Annotated in this window: 19 protein-coding genes and 1 tRNA gene; 4 read left to right on the forward strand and 16 right to left on the reverse strand. The window is 59.8% G+C overall.

The window, feature by feature from the left end; translation table 11 throughout:
* Position 1 precedes the first annotated feature (1 nt).
* From Ga0074115_RS05055 to rlmE, 11 genes are all read right to left on the reverse strand, one after another.
* Complete coding sequence (locus Ga0074115_RS05055) at positions 2 to 1255, reverse strand: NADH-quinone oxidoreductase subunit D (protein ID WP_060528280.1); 1254 nt, start codon at positions 1253 to 1255, stop codon at positions 2 to 4.
* Positions 1248 to 1943, reverse strand: a complete 696-nt coding sequence (locus Ga0074115_RS05060; protein WP_198295042.1) for an NADH-quinone oxidoreductase subunit C — start codon at positions 1941 to 1943, stop codon at positions 1248 to 1250. Before Ga0074115_RS05060 ends, Ga0074115_RS05055 begins: the two co-directional genes overlap by 8 nt.
* Positions 1944 to 1978: 35 nt before the next feature.
* Positions 1979 to 2455 (reverse strand): NuoB/complex I 20 kDa subunit family protein, encoded by a 477-nt coding sequence (locus tag Ga0074115_RS05065; RefSeq protein ID WP_005961574.1) that lies wholly within the window; start codon positions 2453 to 2455, stop codon positions 1979 to 1981.
* The gene (locus Ga0074115_RS05070; protein WP_005961572.1) at positions 2446 to 2802 is read right to left on the reverse strand and encodes an NADH-quinone oxidoreductase subunit A; all 357 of its coding nucleotides are present in this window, start codon (positions 2800 to 2802) and stop codon (positions 2446 to 2448) included. Before Ga0074115_RS05070 ends, Ga0074115_RS05065 begins: the two co-directional genes overlap by 10 nt.
* A gap of 192 nt (positions 2803 to 2994) precedes the next feature.
* A tRNA-Leu gene (locus Ga0074115_RS05075) sits at positions 2995 to 3079 on the reverse strand.
* Positions 3080 to 3089: 10 nt separating this feature from the next.
* Complete coding sequence (gene secG / locus Ga0074115_RS05080) at positions 3090 to 3497, reverse strand: preprotein translocase subunit SecG (protein ID WP_057956025.1); 408 nt, start codon at positions 3495 to 3497, stop codon at positions 3090 to 3092.
* Between the two features lie 23 nt (positions 3498 to 3520).
* On the reverse strand, positions 3521 to 4273 hold the full coding sequence (gene tpiA / locus Ga0074115_RS05085) for a triose-phosphate isomerase (protein WP_057956018.1): 753 nt from the start codon (positions 4271 to 4273) through the stop codon (positions 3521 to 3523).
* Positions 4274 to 4422: 149 nt separating this feature from the next.
* A complete protein-coding gene (gene glmM / locus Ga0074115_RS05090; RefSeq protein WP_057956017.1) occupies positions 4423 to 5763 on the reverse strand; it encodes a phosphoglucosamine mutase in 1341 nt (446 codons plus the stop codon).
* Positions 5764 to 5873: 110 nt separating this feature from the next.
* Complete coding sequence (gene folP / locus Ga0074115_RS05095) at positions 5874 to 6647, reverse strand: dihydropteroate synthase (protein ID WP_232432914.1); 774 nt, start codon at positions 6645 to 6647, stop codon at positions 5874 to 5876.
* 69 nt (positions 6648 to 6716) lie between these two features.
* A complete protein-coding gene (gene ftsH, locus Ga0074115_RS05100) occupies positions 6717 to 8633 on the reverse strand; it encodes an ATP-dependent zinc metalloprotease FtsH (RefSeq protein WP_198295039.1) in 1917 nt (638 codons plus the stop codon).
* Positions 8634 to 8725: 92 nt separating this feature from the next.
* Entirely contained in the window at positions 8726 to 9346 is a 621-nt protein-coding gene (gene rlmE / locus Ga0074115_RS05105) for a 23S rRNA (uridine(2552)-2'-O)-methyltransferase RlmE (protein WP_057956015.1), read from the reverse strand.
* 102 nt (positions 9347 to 9448) lie between these two features.
* Here rlmE and yhbY point away from each other — a divergent pair, with 102 nt between their 5' ends.
* On the forward strand, positions 9449 to 9745 hold the full coding sequence (yhbY, locus tag Ga0074115_RS05110; RefSeq protein ID WP_057956014.1) for a ribosome assembly RNA-binding protein YhbY: 297 nt from the start codon (positions 9449 to 9451) through the stop codon (positions 9743 to 9745).
* 51 nt (positions 9746 to 9796) lie between these two features.
* On the opposite strand, the gene greA is transcribed toward yhbY, so the two are convergent.
* From greA to trxC, 4 genes are all read right to left on the reverse strand, one after another.
* Positions 9797 to 10273, reverse strand: a complete 477-nt coding sequence (gene greA, locus Ga0074115_RS05115; protein WP_057956013.1) for a transcription elongation factor GreA — start codon at positions 10271 to 10273, stop codon at positions 9797 to 9799.
* Between the two features lie 26 nt (positions 10274 to 10299).
* Entirely contained in the window at positions 10300 to 13509 is a 3210-nt protein-coding gene (gene carB, locus Ga0074115_RS05120) for a carbamoyl-phosphate synthase large subunit (protein WP_057956012.1), read from the reverse strand.
* A 118-nt stretch (positions 13510 to 13627) separates the two neighbouring features.
* Entirely contained in the window at positions 13628 to 14773 is a 1146-nt protein-coding gene (gene carA, locus Ga0074115_RS05125; protein ID WP_060528282.1) for a glutamine-hydrolyzing carbamoyl-phosphate synthase small subunit, read from the reverse strand.
* A 144-nt stretch (positions 14774 to 14917) separates the two neighbouring features.
* On the reverse strand, positions 14918 to 15361 hold the full coding sequence (gene trxC, locus Ga0074115_RS05130; protein WP_057956010.1) for a thioredoxin TrxC: 444 nt from the start codon (positions 15359 to 15361) through the stop codon (positions 14918 to 14920).
* Positions 15362 to 15486: 125 nt separating this feature from the next.
* Here trxC and trxA point away from each other — a divergent pair, with 125 nt between their 5' ends.
* The 3 genes from trxA to Ga0074115_RS05145 all read left to right on the forward strand — a co-directional run bounded on the left by trxA (position 15487) and on the right by Ga0074115_RS05145 (position 17953).
* Positions 15487 to 16350: a thioredoxin gene (gene trxA, locus Ga0074115_RS05135; RefSeq protein ID WP_057956009.1), complete on the forward strand. Its 864-nt coding sequence runs from the start codon at positions 15487 to 15489 to the stop codon at positions 16348 to 16350.
* A 22-nt stretch (positions 16351 to 16372) separates the two neighbouring features.
* On the forward strand, positions 16373 to 17212 hold the full coding sequence (locus Ga0074115_RS05140) for an MbnB/TglH/ChrH family RiPP precursor modification enzyme (protein WP_232432910.1): 840 nt from the start codon (positions 16373 to 16375) through the stop codon (positions 17210 to 17212).
* Positions 17213 to 17470: 258 nt separating this feature from the next.
* Complete coding sequence (locus tag Ga0074115_RS05145) at positions 17471 to 17953, forward strand: hypothetical protein (protein WP_057956007.1); 483 nt, start codon at positions 17471 to 17473, stop codon at positions 17951 to 17953.
* Between the two features lie 131 nt (positions 17954 to 18084).
* Here Ga0074115_RS05145 and tilS read toward each other — a convergent pair whose 3' ends face one another.
* The gene (tilS, locus tag Ga0074115_RS05150) at positions 18085 to 19458 is read right to left on the reverse strand and encodes a tRNA lysidine(34) synthetase TilS (protein WP_060528283.1); all 1374 of its coding nucleotides are present in this window, start codon (positions 19456 to 19458) and stop codon (positions 18085 to 18087) included.
* Between the last annotated feature and the right edge of the window lie 30 nt (positions 19459 to 19488).

Genomic DNA, 19488 nt, shown 5'->3' on the forward strand with positions numbered 1-19488 from the left:
TCTAGCGGTCGATCTCACCAAAGACCACGTCCATGGTGCCGATCACAGCCACCACATCCGCAAGCATATGCCCCTTAACCATCTCATCCATCGCGGCGAGGTGGGCAAAACCCGGCGCACGAATCTTCAGACGGTAGGGCTTATTTGCACCGTCAGAAATGATGTAACAGCCGAATTCGCCTTTGGGTGCCTCCACCGCGGCGTAGACTTCACCGGCTGGTGGGCAATAGCCTTCGGTGAATAGCTTAAAGTGGTGGATCAACCCCTCCATATCGCCCTTCATGTCAGACCGGCTCGGCGGCGCGATCTTGTGATCGTCGACCATCACCGGCCCCGGGTTGTTGCGCAGCCATTCGACGCACTGCTTGATGATACGGTTGGACTGGCGCAACTCTTCGATGCGCACCAGATAACGGTCATAGCTATCGCCGGTGACACCCACCGGGATATCGAAATCGACCTTATCGTAGGCGGCGTAGGACTGCTTCTTGCGCAGATCCCACTCAACTCCTGAACCGCGCAGCATTGGCCCCGTAAAACCCAACTGCAGCGCGCGTTCTGGCGAGACCACACCAATCCCGACGGTGCGCTGTTTCCAGATCCGGTTGTCGGTCAACAGGGTCTCATACTCGTCGACCAGGGCTGGGAAGCGATCGGCGAAATCCCCGATGAAGTCGAGCAGTGAACCCTGCCGAGCCTCATTGCGCCGGCCCACGTCGCGGCCGGTGGTCCACTGACTCTGCTGGTACTGCGGCATCTGATCCGGCAGATCGCGATAGACGCCACCCGGGCGATAGTAGGCGGCGTGCATACGCGCGCCGGAGACCGCCTCGTAGCAGTCCATCAGATCCTCACGTTCACGAAAGGCGTAGAGGAAGACCGTCATCGCGCCAACATCAAGCGCATGGGTGCCGAGCCACATCAGATGGTTGAGGATGCGGGTAATCTCGTCGAACATGGTGCGGATATACTGCGCACGCAGTGGCACCTCCACCCCCAGCAACTTCTCGATGGCCAGCACATAGCCGTGCTCGTTACACATCATCGAGACGTAGTCGAGGCGGTCCATGTAGGGAATGCTTTGGTTATAGGGCTTGGACTCTGCCAGCTTCTCGGTGGCGCGATGTAGCAGACCAATGTGCGGATCGGCGCGTTCGATCACCTCACCGTCCATCTCCAGCACCAGGCGCAATACGCCGTGGGCAGCCGGATGCTGGGGGCCAAAGTTTAGGGTGTAGTTGCGAATCTCAGGCATCAGCGGAGTCCTGCTGTTCAGGCGATTCACCGGCAGCGCTGCTGCTGTTGCGAACCACGCGGGGCACCAGGGTGCGTGACTCGATACTCACCGGCTCGTAGATAACACGCTGCTGCTCGGGGTCGTAACGCATCTCGACCTGGCCAATGAGAGGAAAATCTTTACGGAACGGATGGCCGATAAAACCGTAGTCGGTGAGGATGCGACGCAGATCGGGATGTCCATCGAAGAGGATGCCATAGAGATCGAAGGCCTCGCGTTCGAACCAGTCAGCGCCTCGCCATACCTCGACCACAGAAGGCACCACCGGCTGCTCAGCATCACCAAACACGCGCAGCCGCAGCCGCATGTTATTGGCCACCGAAAGCAGATGGTAGACAACAGCGAAACGTTCCTCGGCATCTAACTGAAGCTCTGCATCCCGCTGGACACCGCGCCCAAAACCCTGCGCCGAGGCCTGCTCGGTCTGCCATTCGCCCTGACCGTAAGTCGAGTAGTCGACACCGCAGACGTCGACAACCTCTTCGAAACGAAACGCATCTTCGTCACGCAGCGCAACGGCAACTTCGAGCAGCCGTTGCCGCGGCACCCGCATTGTTACCTCACCAAGGGTATGCACGACGTCGCATCCCAGCGCGGAGAAACGCTCCTCGAGATCCCCAACCAATCCTTGGAGGCGCAACTGCATCGGTGATTGCTCGTTAGAACTCATATCCTCTCCACCTAGCGGGCGATCGTACAGGTACGCCGAATCTTATCCTGCAACTGAATTATCCCGTACAGCAGCGCCTCCGCGGTGGGAGGACAGCCAGGCACGTAGATATCCACCGGCACCACGCGGTCGCAACCACGCACCACCGCATAGGAGTAGTGATAGTAGCCACCACCGTTGGCACAGGAACCCATGGAGATCACCCAACGCGGCTCGGCCATCTGGTCGTAGACTTTGCGCAGCGCCGGCGCCATCTTATTGACTAGAGTGCCGGCAACGATCATCACGTCGGACTGACGGGGACTGGGGCGAAATACGATACCAAAGCGATCCATATCGTAACGGGCTGCAGCCGCATGCATCATCTCTACCGCACAGCAGGCGAGACCAAACGTCATTGGCCAGAGCGATCCGGTACGCGCCCAGTTGATCAGCTTATCGGCTGTCGTGGTGATCACGCCCTCTTCAAGGATGCCTTCTATTCCCACTCGAGCGCCCCCTTCTTCCATTCATAGATGAAGCCGATGACCAGGATACCGAGAAACAGCATCATCGCCAGGTAGCCGACCATGCCGATCTTCTCCAGCACCACAGCCCAAGGAAACAGGAAGGCAATCTCCAGATCGAAGATTATGAAGAGGATCGCCACCAGATAGAAACGCACATCAAACTTCATGCGCCCATCTTCAAAGGCCTCAAAACCGCACTCATAGGGTGACAACTTCTCGCTATCGGGCTTGCGCGTTCCCAACAGGAAACCCATACCGATAACCACAGCCCCTATCACGATCGCCACCCCAACAAAGATCAGGATGGGCAAATAGTTTTCTAGCATTATTATGCCGCCCCCCTTCGGACGATCAGCCTTTCGTTTTGCACGAACTATCTGAGGCGAAAAGTCTAAAGCAGACACCCCCCCCTGTCAAGCCAGTCATTTTATATATTTTCTTTAATATCAATCAGTTATGCCGCTTTTGCTGGCATAAAAAAACGGTATCACCGAGACTTCGATGATACCGTCCAGAGATGGTGCCGATGGCCGGATTTGAACCGGCACGGCTTACGCCACTACCCCCTCAAGATAGCGTGTCTACCAATTCCACCACATCGGCAAATTTTTTCTTACTCGGCCCCTGCAGGCGCAGGAACATCCGCTTCAAGCGCCGCGGACACAGGAACATCTGCTTCAGGCGCTGCAGGCGTAGCCACCACTGGCAGATCCGAGGCACTCTCCTGCTGCTCGATAACCGCTGCCGGCGCATCACCAACCGCATCCATCAAACCCTCAGGCTCGCGTTTCTGGCTGGCAAAAACGGCCAGCGCGATACTGGTAATGAAAAACAGTGCCGCCAGCAGCGCTGTCGCCCTGGAAAGGAAGGAGGCCGAACCCTGTGCGCCAAACACAGTGGCAGAGGCTCCACTACCAAAGGCGGCACCCGCATCCGCGCCCTTACCATGCTGCATCAGCACCAGCCCTATCAGACCGATGGCAAGAAACAAATGAAAAACTACCAGTATCGTCTGCATTATTTGATTCGTCGTTACCGCAACACTTAATTGGCAGCGGTGCAAATACCCAGAAAATCCTCGGCAACCAAGGATGCGCCACCGATCAGACCACCATCGATATCCGGCTTGCCAATCAACTCTTTGGCATTACCGGGCTTCATCGAGCCACCGTAGAGGATCCGCATACCCTCGGCAACCTCGGCACTCTTCTCCGCGATCCGTCCGCGGATAAAGGCATGCACATCTTGCGCCTGCTCAGGAGTTGCCGTCTTGCCGGTGCCGATTGCCCAGACCGGCTCATAGGCGATCACGCCGCATGCCAGTCCATCCACGCCCACCAGATCGATGACCGCATCGAGCTGACGTGCGCAAACATCCTCGGTGATGCCCTGCTCACGCTCCTCAAGGGTCTCACCGACACAGAGGATCGGCACCAGACCGCCAGCGCGCGCGGCGGCGAACTTCTTCGCCACCAGCTCGTCGCTTTCGCCGTGGTAGCTACGGCGCTCGGAGTGACCGACGATCACATACTTGCAGCCAAAGTCGCTCAGCATGGAAGCGGCAATCTCACCAGTATAGGCGCCAGAGACCTCAACAGAGAGATCCTGGCCACCCCAGCTGATGGCGCTGCCATCCAGCAACTTCTGAACCTCAGGGACAAAGACGTAGGGCGGACAGACCGCCACCTCAGCATTGCTCACGGCATCGATACCCGACTTGAGGCCTTCGAGCAGCTCCCGGACACTCTCCAGAGAACCGTTCATTTTCCAGTTGCCTGCAACCAGAGGCTTACGCATCTTCCTGAACTCCTGCTACTGAATAAGGCGCGCTAGCTTACAGCCCAGCGCCTGCAAAATCAACGACGAAACGGCTTTTTTCAGGCCTGTTTCGAGCCTGAGCTATGTTGCCAAACACCCTCCGACCAGCCATGGGGCTCCGACAAGATTCAGGCCGACTCCCGCACCACATCAGCCAGCCGCTGCCCCAGATCGAGGATCTGCTGCTCGTCCTGACCCTCCAACATCACGCGGATTAGCGGCTCGGTACCTGAGGGCCGCAGCAGCACCCGACCCCGCTTGCCCAGCTCCACCTCGACCTCTCGCACACTCCGCTCGATCGCCTCCGAGGCCATCACCTCGGCCGCCGGACGTTCACCCAGACGCACATTGATCAGCGTCTGCGGGTATTTGCCCATACCGGATGCCAGCTCACGTAACGACCGGCCAGTCTGTTTGATCTCCGCCAGCACCTGCAGCGCCGAGACGATACCATCACCGGTGGTGGTGCGATCGAGGCAAATGATATGCCCCGACTGCTCGCCGCCCAGCAGCCAACCCTTCTTCTTCAGCTTCTCCATGATGTAGCGATCACCCACGTTGGTCCGCTCGAACACAACGCCTTGATCCTTCAAAGCATTTTCCAGGCCAAGATTGCTCATCAGGGTACCAACCACAGCCCCTTTGAGCATACCTTCGCGCAGCCGCGAGCAGGCGATGATGTAGAGGATCTCGTCGCCGTCGACCTCCGCACCCTCGCCATCGACCATGATCAGCCGGTCACCATCACCATCCAGCGCGATACCCAGATCAGCCTGGTTATCGAGCACTGCCTGGCTGAGGTATTCCGGGTGGGTCGAGCCGACACCATCGTTGATATTCAGCCCATTCGGCTCATTGCCGATGGCGATCACATCCGCGCCTAGCTCATCCAGCACAAAGGGGGCGATGTTGTAGGTGGCACCGTGGGCACAGTCGACCACGATCTTCATCCCCGCCAAACTCATGCCCAGCGGGATGGTCGACTTGCAGAACTCGATATAGCGACCCTCGGCGTCATCCACCCGGTCGGCGCGCCCCAGATCGGCCGCCTCGACAGTGAACATCGGCTTATCCATCTGCGCCTCGATCGCCAGTTCCACCTCATCGGGAAGCTTGCAACCCTGCCCGGAGAAGAACTTGATGCCGTTATCCTGATAGGGGTTGTGTGAAGCGCTGATAACTATGCCCGCCTGGGCATGCAGAGTGCGAGTCAGATAAGCGATACCGGGGGTCGGCATCGGCCCAAGCAGGCGGATATTGACACCGGCCGCCGAAAGCCCGGCCTCCAGGGCCGACTCCAGCAGATAACCTGAGAGGCGGGTATCTTTACCGATCAATACGCGACTGTTGGCCTCCTGACCGAGCACCCGACCAACCGACCACCCAAGCTTCAGAACAAACTCAGGGGTGATCGCCCCCTCGCCCAGACGACCACGAATACCATCGGTTCCAAAATAGCGTCGCTCCACTCTCTCCTCCTTATCTTTTGCCGACACCCGGAGGGTGTTCCAAGTCAATTTGAAAGCCCAAAAGCAAGATCACCACCGCCTACGACGGCAAGCAGAGAATAATACGTTTTTTATATGACAGCTGATGCGACCCGGAGCGCATCTACAGTCGCCCGCACATCGTGGCTGCGGATCACTCGAGCGCCGTTGGCAACCGCCATCACCGCCGCCGCCAGACTGCCGTAGAGACGCTGCCCCACCGGTGCATCATCAAGCAGCGCACCGATCATCGACTTACGTGAGATTCCCACCAGCAGCGGCGCCCCCAATCCGGCGAGCGCTGGTAGCCCCTTTAGCAACGCAAGATTGTGTTCCAGAGTCTTACCGAAACCAAACCCCGGGTCGAGCAGGATCTGCCCGGCAGCGATGCCCGCCTGCTCGCAGGCGGCCATCCGCTGGCGCAGAAACGCCGCCACCTCGGCCACCACATTCTGATAGTGAGGGGAGGATTGCATGCTACGCGGCTCACCCTGCATGTGCATCAGACAGACTGGCACCTGCAGCCGCGCCGCAGTCTCGAGCGCTCCCGGCGCCCGTAACGCCATCACATCGTTGATCAGACCGGCGCCAGCAGTCACCGCCTCGCGCATCACCGCCGGCTTGCTGGTGTCGATGGAGATCGGCCGATCGATCTCACCGGCTAGCACCTCGATGAGCGGGATCACCCGGTCCAGCTCCTGCTGCTCGGAGACCGCCGCGGCGCCTGGCCGGGTCGACTCGCCGCCGATATCGATGATCGCCGCCCCCTCTGCCACCATCTGACGTGCGTGCGCGAGCGCCGCATCAGCGACCAGAAAACGGCCGCCGTCAGAGAAGGAGTCGGGGGTAAGATTGAGAATGCCCATGACCTGGGCGGAACTCAGGTCGATGGGCTTGCCTGCGCAGTCGAGTTTCAAGTGCAGACTGGGGTGGGATCAGTGCTGGTTTGCCGGATCACCCAGAGTATCGGATGAATCTCCGGACGAGGCCGCCGAATTACCACTAGCGGCACCGCCGGTGGAATCAGATTCAGAGTCGTCCCAATCCTTCGGTGGACGTGGCACTCTGCCCTCCATGATGTCGTTGATCTGATCCGCGTCGATCGTTTCGTACTTGATCAGCGCCTCCGCCATCATCTTCAGCTTATCGATATTCTCGTTGAGAATACGCTCCGCACGCTGATAGTTGTGGTCGATAAAGCCACGGATCTCCTCGTCGATGGCATGTGCGGTATCATCAGAGACATTCTTGTGCTGGGTCACCGAACGACCGAGAAAGACTTCACCCTCCTCCTCACCGTAGGTCAGCGGACCAAGCCGCGAGGAGAGCCCCCACTTGGTCACCATGCTGCGAGCAATCTCGGTGGCGCGCTCGATGTCGTTCTGCGCGCCGGTGGTCACCTTGTCGGGACCGAAGGTTAGCTCCTCGGCAATACGACCGCCGAACAGGCTGGAGATCTGGCTCTCCAGATGCTCCTTGCTCATGCTGTAGCGATCCTCCTCCGGCAGAAACATGGTCACACCCAGAGCGCGGCCGCGCGGGATGATACTGACCTTGTAGACCGGGTCGTGGGAGGGCACCAGCCGACCGACGATGGCGTGACCCGCCTCATGGTAGGCGGTAAGACTCTTCTCCTCGTCGCTCATCACCATGCTGCGCCGCTCGGCGCCCATCATAATCTTATCCTTGGCCTTCTCCATCTCCGCCATGCCGACCACTTTCATGTTGGCACGGGCGGCAAACAGCGCCGCCTCGTTGACCAGGTTAGCCAGATCGGCGCCGGAGAAGCCGGGGGTACCGCGGGCGATGATCGATGCTTTGACATCGTCTCCTGCCGCCACCTTGCGCAGGTGGACTTTGAGGATCTGCTCACGACCGCGCACATCGGGTAGCGGCACCACCACCTGGCGGTCGAAACGACCGGGACGCAGCAACGCCGGGTCGAGCACGTCGGGACGGTTGGTGGCGGCGATCACGATCACGCCCTCGTTGCCTTCGAAGCCATCCATCTCCACCAATAGCTGATTGAGGGTCTGCTCACGTTCGTCATGACCACCACCCAGGCCGGCCCCACGATGGCGACCGACCGCATCGATCTCGTCGATAAAGATGATACAGGGCGCATGCTTCTTCGCCTGCTCAAACATATCGCGCACCCGCGAGGCACCTACACCCACGAACATCTCCACGAAATCGGAACCAGAGATGGTGAAAAACGGCACCTTGGCCTCGCCGGCGATGGCCCGGGCCAGCAGCGTCTTACCGGTACCCGGCGAGCCGACCATCAACACTCCCTTGGGGATCTTGCCGCCGAGCTTCTGAAACTTGGAGGGGTCGCGCAGGAAGTCGACCATCTCGGTGACCTCATCCTTGGCCTCCTCCACGCCGGCCACATCGCTGAAGGTGACCTTGATCTGGTCCTCACCGAGCATACGCGCCTTGCTCTTGCCAAACGACATGGCGCCGCGACCACCGCCGCCGCCCTGCATCTGGCGCATGAAGAAGATCCACAGCCCGATCAAAACGAACAGAGGAAACCAGTTGATCAAAATGTTCATCAACAGCGAGGGCTTCTCCGGCGGAGTCGCTTCGATCTCCACCTGGCCGTTGAGCAGATCACTGATCAGGCCGTCATCACCCGGGCTGTAGGTGGAGAAGTGCTTGCCGTCGTGCAGCGTGCCATCGATGTTGCGGCCACTGATGGTGACCTCTTTCACCGAGCCGGCCTTGACCTTGCTGATGAACTCCGAATAGGCCATCTGCTGAGGCTTGGTCTGAGTGGTACTGAAGTTGTTGAAAATCGTCATCAGGACGACGGCGATCACCACCCAGAGAATCAGATTCTTTGCCATTTCGTTCAAACGTCTTATCCCTCTTTTAAAGAGTCTTCTGGCTCGCCCCTGCTGATCAGGAAACGCCGGCTTACAGGCAGTTTGGTACCGTACTATAACTTGAAGTTCCCGGCTACCAGGTAAATCTCGCGGCTTTTGGCCCGAGACGAGCGGGGTTTGCGGCTCACCACCCGACCAAAGGCCTGGCGCATCTCGCGCAGATAGTCGTCAAAACCCTCTCCCTGGAACACCTTTACCACGAAGCCACCCCCAGGTCGCAGCACCTCCTTGGCAAAATCAAGCGCCAGTTCGCACAAATACATAGAGCGCGGCTGATCCACAGTGACCATACCCGTAACATTGGGCGCCATATCGGAAATTACAAGGTCCACCGGCTCACCGGCGAGCTGCTCACGCAGCTGCTCGAGTGGCCCCTCCTCTCGGAAATCACCCTGAATGATGGTGACACCGGCGATCGGGTCCATCTCGAGAATATCCAGGGCGACCACCCTGCCCTTCTCCCCCACCAAATCACGCGCTACTTGTGACCAGCCACCCGGTGCCGCCCCCAGATCCACGACCCGCATGCCCGGCTTGATCAGCCGGCCTTTCTCCTGAATTTCCAGTAGCTTGAAGACCGCACGTGAACGATACCCCAGTTTCTGCGCGCGCTTTACATATTCATCATTGAAGTGCCGATCGAGCCACCGGCGGCTGCTCTTGCTTTTTTTCATAACGACCCACGGCCAATAACCGCCTCTGATTCATGGAAATAATCTGACTTTGCCGGACTACTGGGATAAAATTTGCCACCTTTTGCACCAGGAAATGCCCAGATGGCCTTAAGCACTCAACAGAATCGCAAACTAAAACAGCTCGCCCACCATCTCAAACCGGTTGTCATCATCGGCCAGCATGGCCTGAGCGAAAACGTGATGAGCGAGTTTGAACTCGCCCTGAACCACCACGAGCTGATCAAAGTCAAGCTGGCCGGCGCCGACAAGGCGGAGCGAGAACAACTCAGCAGCGCGATCACCGAACAGAGCGGCGCTGCACTGGTGCAGATCATCGGCCGGGTGGCGATCTTCTACCGCGCCAACCCCGAGAAAAAGAAAAACCGGATCATCGTCTGAGCGACAACCCGGTCTTTTTATGCCTGGGCGGGGCCGGCCCTGGTTCGCTAGCTACTCGTAACGGATCTCCAGCACCTCGAACTCGCGCAGGCCGCCGGGGGTCTCCAGATTGACCTCGTCGCCCTCCGCTTTGCCGATCAGGGCGCGGGCGATCGGCGAGCTGACCGAGATCAGGCCGCTCTTGATGTCGGCCTCGTCGTCGCCAACGATCTGGAAGGTGTGCTCCTCATTATTATCCAGCTCTATCACATCCACGGTAGCGCCAAACACCACCTTACCATTGGCGTTGATGGTAGTGACATCGATGATCTGGGCATGTGAGAGCTTGCCTTCGATATCCTTGATACGGCCTTCGATGAAACTCTGCTGCTCACGGGCCGCGTGATACTCGGCGTTCTCTTTCAGGTCACCATGCGCACGCGCCTCGGCGATCGCCTTGATCACCCGCGGCCGCGCCACACTCTTTAACTCTTGCAACTCTTCCTGGAGCTTGTTCGCACCCCGGGCGGTCAACGGTACTTTATTCATATGTCACACTCATGCAATAAAGGGGATCAGCTATGCAAATCCTGCAAGCGGTTCACACTCACCGCGTCCAACTGTTTCAATGCCAGACAGGTCGCCTCAGCGCCTGAGATGGTGGTGGTATAACTCACCTTATGCTGCAGTGCAGCACGACGGATCTCAGCCGAATCTGCAATCGCCTTGGCCCCCTCAGTGGTATTGACGATGAAGGAGATCTCGCGATTCTTGATCATATCCACAATGTGCGGACGCCCCTCTTTCACCTTATTAACCCGTTCGCAGGGGATATCGGCCGCATTGATCGCCTCGGCAGTGCCACCGGTGGCACAGAGCTCAAAGCCCAGCTCGTGCAGGTCCTTGGCGACTCGCACCGCCCGTACTTTATCTGCATCACGCACGCTGATCAGCGCCTTGCCACCTTGCGGCAACGCTGAGCCACCACCGAGGATCGCCTTATTGTAGGCCTCACCAAAGCTCTTGCCGACCCCCATCACCTCGCCGGTAGACTTCATCTCCGGCCCCAGCACGGTATCGACGCCGGGGAACTTGACGAAGGGGAAGACCGCCTCCTTGACGAAGTAGTTCTCCGGGACCACCTCTTTAGTGGAACCCTGCTCGGCAAGACTGGTGCCAGCCATGCAGCGCGCCGCCACCTTGGCCAGCGGCACTCCGGTCGCCTTGGAGACAAAGGGCACGGTACGTGAGGCGCGCGGATTGACCTCCAGCAGGTAGATCTCATCGCCCTTGATCGCGAACTGGGTGTTCATCAGACCAATCACCTTCAGCTCCAGTGCCATCTGGCGGATCTGCTCACGCATTCGATCCTGGACCGAGGGCGACAGGGTGTAGGGCGGCAGTGAGCAGGCGGAGTCGCCTGAGTGCACGCCGGCCTGTTCGATATGCTCCATGATGCTACCGATCAACACATCCTTACCGTCGCAGATGGCATCGATATCGACCTCGATGGCGTCGTCGAGGAAGCGATCGAGCAGCACCGGCGAGTCGTTGGAGACACTCACCGCCTCGCGCATATAGCGACGCAGATCCTCCTCGCCGTAGACGATCTCCATCGCGCGCCCGCCCAACACATAGGAGGGGCGCACCACCAGTGGGTAGCCGATCTCCTCAGCCAACTGCACCGCCTGCTCCGCCTCAGTGGCGGTACGGTTCGGCGGCTGCTTCAGGCCCAGCTTCTCCACCAGCTTCTGGAAGCGCTCACGATCTTCCGCCAGGTCGATGGAGTCGGGGCTGGTGCCGATGATCGGTGCGCCAGCCGCTTCCAGATCCTGCGCCAGCTTGAGCGGGGTCTGGCCGCCATACTGCACGATCACGCCAACCGGCTGCTCCTTGTCGATCACCTCCAACACATCCTCCAGGGTCAGCGGCTCGAAGTAGAGACGGTCGGAGGTGTCGTAGTCGGTGGAGACGGTCTCCGGGTTACAGTTGACCATGATGGTCTCGTAACCATCCTCGCGCATCGCAAACGCCGCATGCACGCAACAGTAGTCGAACTCGATGCCCTGGCCGATACGGTTGGGCCCACCGCCCAGCACCATGATCTTCTTCCTGCCGCTGGGCATCGCCTCGCACTCCTCTTCATAGGTGGAGTACATGTAGGCAGTGCTGGTGGCAAACTCGGCGGCGCAGGTGTCGACTCGCTTGAACACAGGTCGAACTCCAGCCTGATGGCGACGCTCGCGGATCTCTGACTCACTGCTGCCGGTGAGCATGGCAAGCCGCTTGTCAGCAAAGCCCTTGCGCTTAAGGTAGCGCAGGCGATCAGCATCCAGCGCCTCGACGCCCTGACCGGCGATCTCGCGTTCCAGATTCACCAGCTCCTCGATCTGCACCAGGAACCAGGGGTCGACCCGGCTGTGCTCATGCACCTCGTCCAGATCCATGCCAAGTCGGAAGGCGTCGGCAAGATACCAGATGCGCTCAGGGCCGGGCAGACGCATCTCGCGCACCAGGGTGGCGCGCACATCCTCGGCCTCGGCATCGACGATCTCACACAGGCCGTACTTACCGGTCTCCAGGCCGCGCAGCGCCTTCTGCAGCGACTCCTGGAAGCTGCGACCGATCGCCATCACCTCGCCCACCGACTTCATCTGGGTGGTGAGGCGATCGTCGGCCAGCGGGAACTTCTCGAAGGCGAAGCGCGGTATCTTGGTGACCACATAGTCGATGCTCGGCTCGAACGAGGCCGGGGTGGCGCCGCCGGTAATATCATTCTGCAGCTCGTCCAGCGTATAACCCACCGCCAGCTTGGCCGCCACCTTGGCGATCGGGAAACCGGTGGCCTTGGAAGCAAGCGCCGAGGAGCGCGACACGCGCGGGTTCATCTCGATGATGATCATGCGCCCGTCGGCCGGGTTGATGGAAAACTGGACGTTGGAGCCACCGGTCTCGACGCCGATCTCGCGCAACACTGCCAGCGAGGCGTTGCGCATGATCTGGTACTCCTTGTCGGTCAGGGTCTGGGCCGGCGCCACAGTGATCGAGTCGCCGGTATGCACCCCCATCGGGTCGAGGTTTTCGATGGAACAGATGATGATGCAGTTGTCGTTGCGATCCCGCACCACCTCCATCTCATACTCTTTCCAACCGAGGATCGACTCCTCGATCAGCAGTTCGCTGGTGGGTGAGAGATCGAGACCGCGCTCGCAAATCTCGACAAACTCCTCCGGATTGTAGGCGATGCCACCACCACTGCCGCCCATGGTGAAGGAGGGACGGATGATCGCCGGATAACCGATGCTGGCCTGCACCTGGTGCGCCTCTTCCATACTGTGGGCGATACCGGAACGGGGCATGTCGAGGCCGATCTTGCGCATCGCCTGGCGGAACAGATCACGATCCTCGGCCTTGTCGATCGCCTCGCGGGAGGCGCCGATCATCTCCACGCCGTGTTTCTCCAGCACCCCCTCACGAACCAGGTCGAGCGCGCAGTTGAGCGCGGTCTGACCACCCATGGTGGGCAGCAGCGCGTCCGGCTGCTCCTTCTCGATGATGCGCGCCACCACCTCCCAGGTGATCGGCTCGATGTAAGTGGCATCCGCCATCTCCGGGTCGGTCATGATGGTGGCGGGATTGGAGTTGACCAGGATCACCCGGAACCCCTCCTCGCGCAGCGCCTTGCAGGCCTGGGCGCCGGAGTAGTCGAACTCACAGGCCTGACCGATCACGATAGGACCGGCGCCGATGATCAGGATGCTTTTAATATCTGTACGCTTGGGCATTTACTCAAACCGTTGGGTAACTGGACGCAAATCTTCGCTAAATCAAATTACGATCGTCATGGTCCCAGACGACTTACTCTTTCCAAAATCCTTTTCGAATTATTCGCGTTATTTGCGGCTAATTCACTCTGGTCTTCATCAACTCGATGAAATGATTGAACACGGGCGCTACATCATGGGGACCGGGGCTGGCCTCGGGGTGCCCCTGGAAGCCGAAGGCCGGCTTGTCGGTGCGATGAATACCCTGCAGGGAACCGTCAAACAGGGAGCGGTGGGTCGCCGCCAGGTTGGCCGGCAGGCTCTGTTCATCCACTGCAAAGCCGTGGTTCTGACTGGAGATCATCACGGTCTTTTCGGCCAGATCCTGCACCGGATGGTTGGCACCGTGGTGGCCAAACTTCATCTTCACGGTGTTGGCGCCGCTGGCCAGGGAGAGCAACTGGTGTCCCAGGCAGATGCCAAAGGTGGGGATACCACTCTCGACAATCTGTCGGATCGCATCGATGGCATAGTCGCAGGGCTCCGGATCACCCGGACCGTTGGAGAGAAAGATCCCATCCGGCTGCAGCGCCAACACCTCTTCGGCGGGCATCTGCGCCGGCACTACAGTGAGGCGACAGCCGCGATCCACCAGCATGCGCAGGATATTGCGCTTTACGCCGTAGTCGTAGGCGACCACGTGTAGCGGCAGCTTCTCTTCGATGGGGTGTTCGGCCTCCGGCATGCCGCCTTCAAGGGACCAGCTGCCCTGAACCCATTCGTAGGGGATGTCGGTGGTGACCTGTTTCGCCAGATCCATCCCCTTGAGGCCGGGGAAGTCCTTGGCCGCAGCTAGCGCGGCGGCCTCGTCGATCGCCTCACCGGCCAGGATGCAGCCACCCTGGGCGCCCTTCTCGCGGAGAATTCGGGTCAGCTTGCGGGTATCGATACCGGCGATCGCCACCACATTATTGCGGCGCAGATAGGCATCGAGCGGCTCCTGGCTGCGCCAATTACTGCTCAACAGCGGCAGATCGCGAATCACCAGACCGGCGGCGTGGATATGCGCCGACTCCTCGTCATCCTCGTTGGCACCAGTGTTGCCGATATGTGGGTAGGTCAGAGTGATGATCTGACGTGCGTAGGAGGGATCGGTGAGGATCTCCTGATAACCCGTCATCGCCGTATTGAACACGACCTCACCCACGGAACATCCGTCGGCACCGATCGATTCGCCCCGGAACAGGGTGCCATCCTCCAGGACAAGAACTGCCGACTTACTCAAAAAAACCCTCCGCGTAGCACATGCGAAAAGGGAGGGGCCTCACGGCCACTCCCCTCTCGGAAATCCAGAAACGGTATCAGCGGCACGGATTGCCGCCAGAACCCGCTGGATTCTACTAAAAATCCGTGAAACCGTCTATCGACTTCAACCGCCGACCACTGCCTGGCGGGCCCAGGCAACAATCCCGGCAGCATCCAACGCCCCGGCGAGCCGCTGCTGCTCCTGACCGGCACGGAACAGCATCAGGGTCGGAATGCTGCGAATACCGTACTGGGCGGCCAGCTGCTGCTGTTCCTCAGTATTGACCTTGATCAACCGCACCGACGGTTCCAGCTGGCGGGCCGCCTGCTCAAAAGCCGGTGCCATCATCTGACAGGGACCACACCAGGGCGCCCAAAAATCAACCAGCAGGGGAATCTCGCTGCGCTGCAGATGACGTTGGAAACGCGCGCCATCCAACGCCAGCGGCTGTCCGGAAAAGAGCGGCTTGCGACACTTGCCACAGCTGGCGCCATCGCCGAGACGCGCCCGGGGGAGCCGGTTTACCCCGTCACAGTGGGGACAGACCACATGCACTGAATTAGACATAAAAATAACTCCAGCAATCTATACCACCCTCCAGATTGGGCCCCATCCATTCCTTTTCAAGCTCGTGCCATTCAATACCCAATCAGTATAATAGCGAGCATCGAAATCACTGGATTCAAATCGAAATGAGCGACTCCCCGTTTGTTATTGAGGTCAATGCCGAAAACTTTCAGCGCGTGGTAATCGAGGGCTCCATGGAACGGCCGGTGCTGGTCGACTTCTGGGCCGACTGGTGCAACCCCTGCAAGATACTGATGCCGATCCTCGCCAGCCTCGCCGAGGCCTATCAGGGTAAGTTCATCCTCGCCAAGCTCAACACCGAAGAGCAGCGCGAACTGGCCGCCCAGTACGGCATCCGCAGTCTGCCTACCGTCAAGCTGTTCCGCAACGGCCAGCCACTGGACGAGTTCATGGGCGCACTGCCGGAGAGTGAGATCCGCACCTTTCTCGACCGCCATATCCCGCGCGAGTCCGACCTGATCCTGGCCCAGGCAGAACAGCTGCTGCAACAGGGCGACAGCGAAGGCGCCGGCGAATTGATGCTAAAGGCCAACCAGATGGAACCGGACAACCCACGGGTACTACTCGCCCTGGGCCGCTATCTAACCGACCAGGGCAGACTCGACGACGCCCAAGCACTGCTCAATGCTCTCCCGGCAGAGGAACGCGAAACGCCAGAGGTCACCGCTCTGCTGGCCCGTATCGAATTCGACCGAACCTGCGCCGATGCCCCCGCTGTGGAAGAGTTGGAAAAGAGGCTGGAAGCAGACCCTGACGACAGCAAGGCGCGCTTCCAGCTAGCCAACCATAAGGTCATCAACAACGATCTGGAAGGAGCGCTGGAGCAGTTTCTGATCCTGATGCAGAAGGATCGCCAGTATAACGATGACGCCGCCCGCAAGGGCATGCTGAAGCTCTTCGAGATGCTCGGTGGCGAGGGCGAACTCGTCAAACGCTACCGCAATCGCATGTTCAACATCCTGCACTGATCCATGACCGATGAGTTCCGACATGCTCTCCCAACCGCGGCCTGATCTCGGTTTCGGTCTCAGCCTGAGACGCGAGTTTGTCAGCGATGTGTTGCAACGGCAACCAGCAGTCGACTGGTTTGAACTACCCTGTGACAACTACCTCGACGCAGATGCCGGCACCCTCGACGAGCTTGCCAGGATCCGCCAGGACTACCCGCTGATACTGCATGGCGGCTCGCTCTCGATCGGCGGTCCCGACCCCATCGACCAGCGCTATCTGCAGCAGATCAAACAGCTCAGCGAACGGCTGCAGTGCGCCTGGTTCTCCGACCACCTCTGCTGGACCCTGCCGGGCCAGTCCCACAGCTACGACCTGCGCCCACTGCCCTATACCAAAGAGATGATCGACCATCTGGTGACGCGCATCGAGCAAGTGCAGGAAACACTTGGACAGCGGCTGCTACTGGAGAACATCCCGGAGTTCCATCGTGATCGCTCCAAACAGATGGACGAGTGGGAGTTTGTCAGTGCTGTTGCAGAACGCTCTGACTCGCTGATCCTACTCGACCTGAGCAACATCATCAGCAAGGCGATCGACCACAACTTCTCTCCCCTCGACTATCTCCGGCAGCTGCCAGCGGATCGCATCTGGGAGGTGCACCTCACCCCACCCCAAGAGCGGCAGGAGTATCAAGGGGATGCGGATGACGCGACTGCCCCCGACTCATCCCGGATCTGGGCGCTCTATCGTGAGACTCTGGCACAAACCGGCCCAATCTCCACCCTGCTCGAACCAGATCACGACATTCCACCACTGGAGGAGTTGGAACAGGGACTGAAGGCGGCGCGGATCATCAGTTCACAGATTCACCAAAACTAATCCCCCACCCAACCCCTGCACCGCGCCCATTCATCTGAATGACCGACAAACACTCGCCCGCAATCTCCTGCTGATCAAGCCAAAAAGAAGGGGCTTCACAAAAGCCCCTCCATCAGGAAGCATTTCCTCAGTCCTCCCCATTGACCTCATCACTGAACACGCCTGTCCAATAATTAAGATGGCTTAGCCATTTTTTCTGACGTAATCCGGTCACCTGCCGATGCAAGACGCACCTCAACACCCACAGGCGGCAACCCGATGAGCAGCTATCCGCTTCCCAACAACTACCTCTTCCAGAGCGACAGCCTACCGCCTAAGAAGTTACTGCCGTTCCACGGCATCTTTGGCATTGAGTGGCTGGAGGACAAACGCACCGGCAAACTCCACCTGATCGACTTCAACGCCCGCCCCTTTTCCTCCATCGGCCATCTGCAGGACAGCGGCCTCAACCTGTCCTACCTCTACTATAAGGAACTGCTCGGCACAGACATCAGCGATCAGCCCCTAAAACCCGTGCTGCGACACAAAGACTGGATTGACCTGAAGGGTGACATCAAGAGCTTCCGTCAGCACCAGCGCCGCGGGGATCTCTCCATCGGCAACTGGCTGCTATCGCTGATGAGATGCCGCTCCTTCACCTTCTTCCGCTGGCACGACCTGCGTCCCTCACTGCATATCCTTTGGTCAATGCTGCAGCATGTGGGAAGCTCGGCACTACGCCGCCTCGGCGGCCAACTCTAACAGGCTGTTGATATTCGCTCAGGTGAGTGCGAGGCCGATTTTAACGCCGGATCGCGCCGCCTGAGTAGAATTTCAATAACCTGCTAAACCCTTGGGTAAGCCGGTGCCGCCAGCAGCAGAGCAGACCCGTCTCAAGCGGACGATGGGGCCTGCTCAGAAGCCTGCCTGAGTGATCGCAGATAGCCGGGCATCTCACCCACCAACTCCAAGGCGGCCTCGCCGGGCCGGTTCTGAAACGGCTGACAGACCACCAACCCCGGCAGTGCCACCAACTCTCCATCCAGATAGAGCAACGGCACTCGCGGCCTGATCCAGGGCGGGATACCCCACTGTTGAAACAGCTGCTTGAGTGGACGCCGGTGTGGGTCAGCCACAGGTCGGCAGCACTCTCCACCGTGACGAAACCGCACTTCCACCCGGCTGGCCTGCCAGCGATCGAGACTGATTCCCTGGCTGGCATCGATGCACCGCAGCTCGCCCATCGCCGCAGGCAGCTGCAGCGAATCACCGCCCTCCCAGTAGATTCGAGTGGCCCGATCAAACGGCTTGAGGCTCTTCATCAGATAGATACCATCGCGATACCGCCGCACCTGCCAGCCAGCCCACTCCACCAGTGGCTGCGCATCCTTGCGGCTGCCAAGCAGCTCCCGCTCTATCCGCAGCAGGTGGCGCGATCCCGGCAACGGCGCCCCCTGGGCACGGATCCAGTGACGTAACAGGCTACGCTGGCGGGGCGATGAGAGTGACAACAGATGACGCATCGACAACACCCCATCGCACCGCTCTGCTGTCGCCAGATCCTCCGCCGCCAGCTCGTCGATCAGCTGCTGGGCGTCACCACAGAGCGACGCCGAGCGGGAGAGAGTGGCATCGGCGGCGGGCCAGCGCGCCTTCAACATCGGCACCACCCGGTGACGCAGATAGTTGCGGTCGAACTGGAGCTGGGCGTTGCTCGGGTCCTCCAACCACTGCAAGCCCTGCTGATGGGCATAGGCCTCCAGCGCACTACGTGGGAAATCGAGCAGCGGCCTCACCAGCCGACCCTGACCCAGCGGGGCGATGCGCGGCATGGCGGCTAGACCAGCCGGACCGCTGCCGCGCAGCAGCTGTAGCAACAGGGTCTCTGCCTGGTCATCCCGATGCTGCGCGGTGAGCAACAGATCCCCAGCCAGCAGGACACCGGCCAAGCTCTGATAGCGATGCTGGCGCGCCAACGCCTCCAGGCTTTCACCCGGCTGGGGGACAATCTCCAGACGTTGCTGGATCAGGGGGATTTCAAGATCAGCGCAGAGCTGGCCGGCCTGCTCGGCCCAGAGCCTGGAGTCCGGCTGTAGGCCGTGGTCCACATGCACTGCCACCAGCCCGCCGCTCAGGCGTTCGCGGAGCCCGGCAAGGGCGTGCAACAGAACCGTAGAATCGAGCCCACCGCTGAAGGCGACCAGATAGCGGTCGCCTTTGGGCAGCTCGTTGAGGATTTTCAGCAGATGATTGGTAGAGAACTCCATCAGAGCTCACACCAGAGGTGACCGGACAGG

The organism is endosymbiont of Ridgeia piscesae (assembly GCF_001443665.1).
Taxonomy (GTDB): domain Bacteria; phylum Pseudomonadota; class Gammaproteobacteria; order Chromatiales; family Chromatiaceae; genus Endoriftia; species Endoriftia persephonae.

Coding starts and splice junctions, on each gene's coding strand:
- folP (WP_232432914.1), bottom strand. CDS start 6,647: ATGGGCATTCTCAATCTTACCCCCGACTCCTTCTCTGACGGCGGCCGT.
- greA (WP_057956013.1), bottom strand. CDS start 10,273: ATGAATAAAGTACCGTTGACCGCCCGGGGTGCGAACAAGCTCCAGGAA.
- Ga0074115_RS05055 (WP_060528280.1), bottom strand. CDS start 1,255: ATGCCTGAGATTCGCAACTACACCCTAAACTTTGGCCCCCAGCATCCG.
- rlmE (WP_057956015.1), bottom strand. CDS start 9,346: ATGAAAAAAAGCAAGAGCAGCCGCCGGTGGCTCGATCGGCACTTCAAT.
- Ga0074115_RS05140 (WP_232432910.1), top strand. CDS start 16,373: ATGCTCTCCCAACCGCGGCCTGATCTCGGTTTCGGTCTCAGCCTGAGA.
- carB (WP_057956012.1), bottom strand. CDS start 13,509: ATGCCCAAGCGTACAGATATTAAAAGCATCCTGATCATCGGCGCCGGT.
- ftsH (WP_198295039.1), bottom strand. CDS start 8,633: ATGGCAAAGAATCTGATTCTCTGGGTGGTGATCGCCGTCGTCCTGATG.
- tpiA (WP_057956018.1), bottom strand. CDS start 4,273: ATGCGTAAGCCTCTGGTTGCAGGCAACTGGAAAATGAACGGTTCTCTG.
- trxC (WP_057956010.1), bottom strand. CDS start 15,361: ATGTCTAATTCAGTGCATGTGGTCTGTCCCCACTGTGACGGGGTAAAC.
- Ga0074115_RS05145 (WP_057956007.1), top strand. CDS start 17,471: ATGAGCAGCTATCCGCTTCCCAACAACTACCTCTTCCAGAGCGACAGC.
- tilS (WP_060528283.1), bottom strand. CDS start 19,458: ATGGAGTTCTCTACCAATCATCTGCTGAAAATCCTCAACGAGCTGCCC.
- trxA (WP_057956009.1), top strand. CDS start 15,487: ATGAGCGACTCCCCGTTTGTTATTGAGGTCAATGCCGAAAACTTTCAG.
- Ga0074115_RS05070 (WP_005961572.1), bottom strand. CDS start 2,802: ATGCTAGAAAACTATTTGCCCATCCTGATCTTTGTTGGGGTGGCGATC.
- Ga0074115_RS05060 (WP_198295042.1), bottom strand. CDS start 1,943: ATGCAGTTGCGCCTCCAAGGATTGGTTGGGGATCTCGAGGAGCGTTTC.
- yhbY (WP_057956014.1), top strand. CDS start 9,449: ATGGCCTTAAGCACTCAACAGAATCGCAAACTAAAACAGCTCGCCCAC.